Genomic DNA, 8,601 nt, shown 5'->3' with positions numbered 1-8,601 from the left:
GCTGGCTTCCGGGCCGGTTGTTCCGCTGGTTCTGCTGGCGGCCCCGGCTTCAGCTGTCCTGCCTGCGCCGCCGTGTCCTGCCGGGCCAGCGTCGGGGGTGGTGCCTCTGCCAGGGCGGTTGCCGAGCCCGGCGGCTGCGGTCGGGCCGCCGGGCTGCTGGCTGGCTTCCGGGCCGGTTGTTCCGCTGGTTCTGTTGGCAGCCCCAGCTTCAGCTGTCCCGCCTGCGCCGCCGTGTCCTGCCGGGCCAGCGACCGGAGTGGCGCTCCCACCAGGCCCACCGCGGAGTCCGGCCGCGGCGGTCCCGCCGGCGAAGCCCATTCCCGCCGCCGAACCGGCGGCTGCCCCGCCCCGGCGGCCAATCTCCGGCGCGCCACGTGCCGCGCCCGCCGCTCCAGCGCCAGCCGTGCCCGCGTCCGCGCCGCCCGCCACGCTCGCCGCCGCGCCAGCGCCGGCTACACCCGCCGCCCCTGCGCCAGCTACACCCGCCGCCCCTGCGCCAGCCACACCCGCCGCGCCGGCGGCGGCCGTGCGAGGTGGCCCGTTGAACCTGGCGGCCGCTGAGCGTCTCCGGGCGGAGCCGGCTGGCAGGACGAACCCGCCGCCGGCCAGTCGGGCCGCGCCCAGGGCCACGGCGTGCTTCGGGTGTGTGTCCACGGCGACCGGGCGGCCCAGTTCGGCGGTGACGAGTTGCCCCACGAGCGGCATGCGCGACGACCCACCGACCAGCAGCACCGAGTGCAACTGCTCCGGCGTGAGCCCGGCCGACCTGACGGCTCGCCGTAACGCCTCGATCGAGCCGTGGAGGGCGGGGCGGACCATCGACTCCAGCTCGCTTCGGGTGAGCCGGACCTCCGTGTTCACCGACGGCAGCAGCACCGGGATCGTCGTGTCCGTGTCGGCGGAGAGGGCCTCCTTGGCCTCCACACACTCCTCTCGCAGCCGGGCCACCGCCGTGATCACCGCTGGGTCGTCCTCGTCCAGGTCGTCCAGTGCGGACCCCAGGGTCGTTCGTACGTGGTTGAACACCGCGGCGTCGAAGTCGATGCCGCCCAGTCGTTCGATCCCCTCCGGCTCGCCGAGGATCGTGAAGCCGCCGGCGGTTCGTTGCAGCACGGCCGAGTCGAACGTGCCGCCGCCCAGGTCGTAGACCGCGACCACCGCGCCGACCCCGAGTCGTTGTTCCTGCGCGTAGTTGACCGCGGCCGCCTCGGGTTCGGTCACGAACGACACCGATGGCAGGTCCGCCATGCGGACGGCCTGGCGCAGCAGGTCGATTTTGTACGGTCCCCAGTTCGCTGGATGTGACACGCACACCGTCAGCGGCGGGGCGCCCTCCCGGGTGACCACTTCGGACACCACCGCCCGCAGTAGTTGCGACATCAGGGCTTCCGCCGAGTACGGGGCACCGCCGAGCATGACCGGGGTCGGGTCGCCGACGCGGCGCTTGAACTCGCGTGCGACGCGCTGTGGTTCGGTGAGGCCACGGCGGTTGGCGGCCTCGCCGGTCAGGAACGTCTCGTCGGCGCGCAGCAGCACGACCGACGGGATCGCGGCCCCGCGCCCGCCGAGCGAGACGATCTGTGCCTGGCCGTCGCGCCAGGTCGCCGCCGCGGTGTAGGTGGTGCCGAGGTCAATGCCGAGTGCGTACATCACGGTGCTCCGAAAGAAGGTCGGCCAGCATGCCTTCGCACGACCGGACGGCCACCCGCGCGGCGACCGCCAGCTCGTAGCTGGTGAGTGGGTTCTCCGCGCGGCGCTGCCAGCGCGAGAGCGCGTCCGTCGCCGCGTTGGTGAGCTCGCGGTGGCCCGCGTCCTCGGGCAGACGCAGCCGCTGATGGGCCGCGCCGCCCGTGCCGCCGATCACCCGCTCGAGGTCGGCGACCACCTCGTCCTTGCCGGACACCCATCCGGCCCGCAGCCCCGACAACACACGTAGTTCGTTGAACGGATGGGCGGACGACATGACGGCCTCGACCTCGCCGGCCAGCGCCTCACTACCCGGCCCCGGCCAGGCGCGGACCACGTCGGCGACCGCCAGCAGCGTCGAGCGGCACTTCAGCACATCGCGGCGCTCCAGGAAAAGCGACGACAGCAGGTCCTCCAACTGCGTCAGACCGCTGCGCTCCGCCAGCTCACGGGCCAGCTCGGTGGCCGTGCCGGCGACACCGCGCCGCAGCATCGTGCTCGCCAGCCGCACCCCGAACATGCCGAAACGGGCCAGCAGCGACTCCCGCTCCGGTGACGTCAGGCCCAGCTCCGGCCGCATGCGCACGAACCGGTCGGTCGACAGCAGCAGCTCCTCGGCGTCTCGTGGGGACAGGTTGGCGATCCGGCGCAGCTGGCCGACCTCCTCCTCGGTCAGCGTCACCGCCGTCTCGGCGAGCAGTCCTGCCACCGGCACGACCGACTGCACCAGCCGCCGCACGCTCGGGTCCTCACCGAGCCGCGTGGCAACCCGCCGGGCCGAGGCCATCGAGTCCAGCCGGCCCACCGCGATCTCGTCGGCACGTGACAGCACCCCGATCGCGTTCACCGGGCTGGGACGGGACACCTCCGAGTCGTGGAACGCACGCAGGAACTCCACATCGCCGGCGTGCAGGTGGCGCATCAGGTACAGCACCGCGTCGGCCGGGGTCTCCTCCTCGTCCGGAACGAGCAGGTCCCAGGTCCGCTTCGCCGCCGACTCCGACAGCGACCCGATCCCCGGTGTGTCCACAAGAGTCGCCGCACGCAGGGCCCGCGTCGGCCAGGTCACCACCAGTTCGTCCACATCGGACGCATGTAGCCCGCCGAGGTCGATGTCGAGCTGGCCGTTCTCGCGGTTGAACCGCAGCTGCCGCTCCTCCCGGCCCACCCTGGCGCGCACCTGGTAGGTGTGCCCGTCCTGGTACCAGGTGACGATGCGGGTGCACTCGCCCGCGTCCGTCGGCGCGAGGCGCTCGCCGACGAGCGCGTTGAGCAGCGTGGACTTCCCCGCCTTGACCCGTCCGGCGACGGCCACGCGCAGCGGCTGGTCCAGCCGGCCGCGGGTCGCGACGAGACGCGCGCCGTGCGGCGTGCCCCGGTACACCTGGATCGCGTGGTCGAGCACCGCCCGAGTCCGGTCAAGAAGGCTCACGAGAAAACCACCGCCTTGGCGCGAAGTTGCGCCAGCCGGGCCAGCTCGGCGTCGACGTCCTTGAGCCGCTTCTCCCGGCTGGCCTGTGTCCGTTTGGCGGCTTCGGTCGCCGCGGTCAGCGCCCGGGCGTTGGACCGGTTCAGCTCCTCGGCGAGCGCGGTGTAGTGGTCCCGCAGCTCGCGCTGCACCCGGCGCAGCGTGTCCCGCGAGTCCTTACCGGCGACGAACGTGATCTTGTCGCAGTAGCGGCGGGCCGCGTTCTTGGCTTCGGTGCGCCGTTTCTGGATCTGGCGCTTCTTCTCCTCACGCAGGCCGCGGTGGCCGAGCACCAGCCCGATGCCGATGCCGATCGGACCGAGGATGATCCCCACCATGCCGCCGACGAGCGTGAACATCATCGCGCCGCCGTACGCGCCCTTCAGCGCCACCATGGCCTGCTTGACGACACGCATCTTCTTCAGGTCCAGGTCCTCGCCGACCTCCGCGGCGGCGAGCGGCGTCGGGTCGTGCACGGATGGCCGGGTGAACGCCGCGCCCGCGGCCTCCCGGAAGTGCTCACCGACCCGTTCGGACAGCTCGGTGGCCCGCTCGCGCAGCAGCTCGTAGTTCGACAGCAGCGCCTCGGCGGTCCTGGCCTGCAGCCACGGGCCGAACTCGGCCCAGGTGTCCGCGGGGTCGCCGGCCTCGATCGTCTCGTCGGCCTCGGCGGTGACCTCCTTGATCCGTGCCTTGAGGTCGAAGTCGACGTCCGACGTGAGGTCGCCGATCCCGTCGCTGAGCGTCTGGTTCCACTTGGCCGCGGCCGTCGTCAACCGCTCCACATGGGACTTGACCGCCGTCAGCTCGTCGACGACCCGTTGTGCGGCAGCGGGATCGGCCAGCGCTGCCCGCTCCGCGGCGAACGACGTCTCGAGGTGGTCGCACAACGCGACGACCTCGGCTGCCGCCTCGGTGGCGAGCCGCTGCTCGGCCGACCCGCCGACCTGCTCACGCACCAGCGTGATCAGCTCGGGGAAGCCGGACTCTGCGTTCAGCTCGGCGTCGCTGTTCTTGACCGCGCGGGCACGAAGGGCGGAGGAGACGGCCAGCAGCGGGATGTCACCCTCGGCGGCCAGGTGTGCCGCGTCGAGGTCGCGGATCCGGCGCCACGCGGGGTAGAAGTCGGTCTTGGTGAGTACACACGCGACTGTCGGGCACATCGTGCGGGCGCGCCGCAGGAACTCCATCTCGCTGCGTGTCAGCTCCTGCGCGGCGCTGGTCACGAACAGCACCGCGTCGGCCAGGGAGATCGCGGCCAGGCTCGCCGCGGCGTGCGCGGAGCCGAGCCCGCCGATCCCCGGGGTGTCGACGAGGACGAGCCCGGTGGCGAGCAGTGCCCTCGGGATGCGGACCTCGACACCGCCGACCCGCGGCTCGCCGTCGCTGCTCTCCACCACGTGCCGGCGCACGTCGGCCAGCTCGATGGCCTCGCGGGTGTCTCCGTCCCGCCACAGTTCGGCGCCGGCCTTCTCGCCGTGCCGGACGAACGTCGGCACGGCGGTGGCCGCGTCGTCGTCCACCGGGCAGACCGGCGCCCCGACCAGCGCGTTGACCAGGGTGCTCTTGCCCTGCTTGAACTCGCCGACGACGACGACGTTGATCACCGGGTCGGCCAGCCTGCGCCTGGCCTCGGTCAGCCGGGCGGCGAGGTCGGGCCGGTCGAACGCCTCGCAGGCGCGCAACCCGAGGTCAACCAGCGCGTGGGCGCGGGCCGCGTCTGGCGCGGTGGCTGCCTTCGTCATGATTGCTCCCGTGTGGACGGACCGGGCCGGGCATGCGGCAGCGGGTCGATCGGCCACGAACCGAACCGACCCGCGTCGCTTTCCGGGGTGACTACTGGTTGGCGAAGGCGGTGTCGTCGCCGCTTTGGATGGTGTCGTTGTCCTGCACGGCGGTGACCGTGGTGTCGTTGTCGGACACGGTGGTGTCGTTGTCGTTGACCGTCACGTCGTTGTCCTCCACGGTGGTGGTGACCGTGGTGTCGTTGTCCTCGATGTTGGTGCCGCTGGCGTTGCCGCCGACCGCGATCGCCGAGCCGTCGTCGAGGGTGTTGTCGGAGACGTTGGTGGCGTCGCCGTCGCCGAAGTTGACCGCGGCGTCGTCGATGTCGGCGCCGCCCAGGTTGGTCACGTCGCCGTCGCCGAACCCGATCGCGGACTGGTCGGCGCTGCCGCTGATCTGCGCGGTCTCGTTGTTGTCGCCGACCACCGCGTTCTCGACGTCGTCGCCCGCGTTGATGCCCGTGTTGACCCCGGTGTTGACGCCCTTGGCGTCGTCGCCCGCGAGGACCGCGCCGTCGCCGGTGTTGGCCTGGCCGAAGTTGTCGCCGTCGATGATCTGGCCCTGCTCGCCGGTGACCGCGTTGACGTCCACGTCACCGAACACGTTGCCGTCGACGTCGACGTCGACACTGTTGTCGACGCTGTTGTCGATCAGGTTGGTGATGTACTCGTCACCCTCGTAGGTCTGGTAGGTGACGTAGTTGAGGTGCTGGACGACGTGCTCCACGCTCTGCGTGGCGGCGGTGTGGGCCGGGCCGCTGGAGCCACCCGTGTAGCTCTGCAGGGCGGATCTCGTCTCCTGCGACACCGCGGGGTCGGCGCACACCTCGCGAACCGTGGCCGGCATGTCCACACCGGACAGATCGTGGTCGGTGACCCCTTGTGCGGCGAGCATTCCGCGCGGGTCCTCGGCGTAGTGTGCGGCGAAGCTTCGGTCGGTCATGAGGCTCTGGATGAAGGACCGCAGTTCCTCTGCGACGTTGATGGCCATGGTTCCTCCTCGATCGGTGCGGCCCGTTTCGCCGGGCGTGTTCCCAGAGTGCGGCGCTGGTGGAGGTCCGGGCATCGGGGAGACCCCCATGACGATGGGGGGCCGCTAGGGGATACGTCGGCGGGAAGGCGCGGTGTGTGTCGGGTAAACCGTGCGGCGCCGGCCGGTCACGCTTGGTCAGCGAGGATTTCGCGGAGGGTCGCGAGCAGTTCCGCACGGGAGCCGGCGCCGAGTTTGGCGCGGATGCGTGCGACGTGGTGCTCGACGGTCTTGGGCGCGATGTAGAGCTGGGCGCCGATTTCCCGGTGGGTGCTGCCGGCGAGGACGAGCTTGGCCACGGCCAGCTCACGCTCGGAAAGCCCGCCACTCTGCGCAGCATCGGTCGTCGGGGAGTCCGGTTCGGACAGTTCGCGGGCCCGCTCGAGTAGCCGGCGGGCGACGACGGGATCGGTGGCGTGGATGGCTGCCTGCCCGGCGAGACGGGAGGCCTCCCACGGGAGCTGTGCGGCCACGAGCTGGTCGGTGACGGCGAGGACCGTGTCGGGTGGCGGGGGAGTGCCGGCGAGCACCTGTGCCCAGACCGTGGCGGCCGCGCGTTCGGCCGCTGCCCGGTGCCCGACCGGCTGCCCGTCCGTCTCGGTCTGGCGGGCCCACGCCGCCGCGCTGTCCGGGTCGTCACTCGCCACCGCGACCTGCACCCGGAGCCAGTGCAGTGCCGCCGTCCACGCTGGTGGCCGGCCGAGTTGGTCGACGGTGCGTGCGAGTACCGCGAGAATCGGCTCGATCCGACGCCCGTGCCGAAGTCGCGCCGCGGCCACGAGGAGCTCTTCTATGGGTTCCAGCTGCCACAGGTCCACCGCGCGACGGGCGAGCACGGGTTCGACCGCGCCCCAGACGGCCCGCAGTCCGGCGATGTCCCCGCGCCTGCGTGCCATGCCCGCGGAGAGTGCCGCGCGCAGCAGTCGATCCCGCGCGGGCAGTTCACTTGTCGCCGGTCGTGCGAGTTCTGCGAGCGCCGTGTCGTAGCGCCCGGCACGCATTCGGGCCCAGGCAAGCAATAGTCGGTGCCGTTCGGCCGCCGCCGGCCCGCCCATTTCGAGACGCGCGGCCCGGTCGAGGAGGTACTCGGCGGCCGCCACGTCCCCGGCGAGCACGGCGACGACGGCACCGATGGCGTGCGGCGTGTCCGGAAGCACCGCGACCGGGGTGGCCCGCTCGATCATCTCGGCCGCCTCGATCAGTTGCGGCACAGCGGCTTCGGGGTCGCGGACCGCGTCGAGCACGGCCTCGGCGAAACGTGCCGCTGACGGTGCCGCGGCGGGCTCGGCCGTGGCCGCTTGCGCGTCCGCCAGCCGTCCGGTGCCCACCAGGACGGGCACGGCCAGCAAGCGCGCCTGCGGATCGCCGGCACCGAGCAGCAGGTCCGCCGAACGGTCCGCGCGGCCGTCGTGTGCCGCGGCGGCGCCGGCGAGCCGAGCGAGGCGTGCCGAGGACTTCGATGGCACCGGCACGTCGAGGTCGGGGTCCAGCCCGAGCAGGACACTCGCCTCGGCCCGCCCGACCGCGACCGCCGACGGCTCGGCTCCTGCCTCGGTCGCGTCGTCGAACCAGGCCAGCGCGGCGGCCGGGTCGGTGAAACGGGTGCGCTCACCGGCCTGCCGGAACATGTCCGCCACAGCGGGGGACCGCACCTTCGCCGCACGCAGCTGCGGGGCGATGACCAGCGGATCCGCTCCTGCGGCGGCGAGTGCCCGCGCTGCCGTGTCGTGCAGCCGGCGTCGCTCGGCGGCGGACAGTTCGCCGAGCACGGCGTCGGCGATGGCCGGGATCATCCGCTCGCCGCCGGGCACCAGCATGCCTTCGTCCCGCAACGTCCGCAGCACACCGGGCAGTTCGTCGCCGCGCACTCCCGCCGCGGCCGCCAGCACGTCGTCGGTCAGGTCGAGCCGCAGCGCCACCACGCGCGCCACCGCCCCGACCTGCTGGGGCAGCACCGCGAACCGTCGCTGCACCCGAGCCAGCAACGCCGGCGCCGGGACGCCGGGCCGAACGCCGTCACGGGCCACCGCCGCCGCCACGCCCGGCATGCCCGCGGATACCTCGTGCGCGGCGGCCGCGACCTCGGGCGACACGGGGCGCCCGGTCACCGCGGCCACCAGCGCGCCCAGTTCGGTCTCGTCCAGCGGGCCAAGCAGTTCCACGCCGTCGGTGGCCGCGGCCTCGTCCAGTTCGGCCAGGGCCGGGTTGTCGATCGTCGGCCTGCGGGCCACCAGTATCCGCAGGCCGGACCGTGCGGCAGCGGCGAGCGCACGCAACGCGTCCGGCGCGAGCCGGTGCGCGTCGTCCGCCACGACCAGCGCGCCGGCCTCCCGCGCGGCGGCGAGTCCGGCTCCCAGCTCACCGGAGCCGACCCACCACGCCCGCGTGCCGGAGGCGGCCGCGAGCCGGCCGAGACGGTACGTCCGCCCGGCGCCGTCGACACCCACCACCACCGCCACGGCGCCTCCTGGAAACCGGGCCGGTGCCGAGATCCTACAAAGCCGAGGAAGAAACCGCCGGGCTGCGTCAGGGCTTGCGGTGTGTCGCGTGGCGCACCTGCGGCGCGGCTCGGTGGTCCCGCTACGCGGTTGCGGGAGCGCAGCGCCCGGAACCGCCTCGCGTCACGGGGCGGT

At 72.9% G+C, this 8,601-nt stretch carries 5 protein-coding genes; all 5 read right to left on the bottom strand.

The window, feature by feature from the left end; translation table 11 throughout:
• Positions 1–1,650, bottom strand: a 1,650-nt coding sequence (locus VF106_RS36190; protein WP_330844455.1) for an Hsp70 family protein, incomplete at its 3' end; no start/stop codon positions are given.
• Positions 1,631–3,118, bottom strand: a complete 1,488-nt coding sequence (locus tag VF106_RS36185; protein ID WP_330844454.1) for a dynamin family protein — start codon at positions 3,116–3,118, stop codon at positions 1,631–1,633. The genes VF106_RS36185 and VF106_RS36190, both read right to left, overlap by 20 nt.
• Positions 3,115–4,899: a dynamin family protein gene (locus VF106_RS36180; protein WP_330844453.1), complete on the bottom strand. Its 1,785-nt coding sequence runs from the start codon at positions 4,897–4,899 to the stop codon at positions 3,115–3,117. Before VF106_RS36180 ends, VF106_RS36185 begins: the two co-directional genes overlap by 4 nt.
• A 91-nt stretch (positions 4,900–4,990) precedes the next feature.
• Positions 4,991–5,929, bottom strand: a complete 939-nt coding sequence (locus VF106_RS36175) for a hypothetical protein (protein ID WP_330844452.1) — start codon at positions 5,927–5,929, stop codon at positions 4,991–4,993.
• A gap of 167 nt (positions 5,930–6,096) precedes the next feature.
• Positions 6,097–8,427: a helix-turn-helix transcriptional regulator gene (locus VF106_RS36170; protein WP_330844451.1), complete on the bottom strand. Its 2,331-nt coding sequence runs from the start codon at positions 8,425–8,427 to the stop codon at positions 6,097–6,099.
• Positions 8,428–8,601: the final 174 nt, after the last annotated feature.

Source organism: Actinophytocola sp. (genome assembly GCF_036378875.1).
Classification (GTDB): Bacteria; Actinomycetota; Actinomycetes; order Mycobacteriales; family Pseudonocardiaceae; genus Actinophytocola.
The sequence above is the reverse complement of the archived record's forward strand: the minus strand, read 5'-3'. Positions and strand labels throughout refer to the sequence as shown.

Bases quoted from the DNA above. Each gene is read 5' to 3' on its own strand.
- VF106_RS36180 (WP_330844453.1), bottom strand. From the start codon at position 4,899: ATGACGAAGGCAGCCACCGCGCCAGACGCGGCCCGCGCCCACGCGCTG.
- VF106_RS36175 (WP_330844452.1), bottom strand. From the start codon at position 5,929: ATGGCCATCAACGTCGCAGAGGAACTGCGGTCCTTCATCCAGAGCCTC.